The sequence below is a fragment of the Pseudomonas sp. SIMBA_067 genome, assembly GCF_046534675.1.
Taxonomy (GTDB): Bacteria; Pseudomonadota; Gammaproteobacteria; order Pseudomonadales; family Pseudomonadaceae; genus Aquipseudomonas; species Aquipseudomonas putida.
The window spans coordinates 1-322 of the sequence record NZ_JAWRYH010000195.1 but is presented as its reverse complement, the minus strand read 5'-3'; the positions used below and the strand labels follow the sequence as shown (position 1 = coordinate 322).

Genomic DNA, 322 nt, shown 5'->3' with positions numbered 1-322 from the left:
CGGCGAGAAGAAGGTGAATGCATGACCGGTGTGCGCCAGTGCCAGCGCCAGGGTTGATGACAGTCCGGAATAGTTCGAAATAAAGGCGAATGCCAGCACCATACCGATGGAGTAGATGGGCAGAGCCAGTTCTTTCAGCGTGCTGCCGAAGGTGCTGATAGCGTCAGACGGTTTCATCTTCAGCCAGACAATCGAGAGCAGTGCAGCAAACAGAATGGCGGTGCCGGTGGCAGAGAACCAGTCAAACTTAAACACGGCGGCATAGGCTGTAGCCTCGCTGACCACTGGCGGCATACGGGCAACCAGTTTATCGAGGTACGGC

1 protein-coding gene is annotated in these 322 nt (G+C 56.2%); it reads right to left on the bottom strand.

The features are described 5' to 3' along the window. On the bottom strand, positions 1 to 306 hold a 306-nt coding region (locus SB765_RS28695; RefSeq protein ID WP_410932367.1), incomplete at its 3' end, for an L-lactate permease. Between the last annotated feature and the right edge of the window lie 16 nt (positions 307 to 322).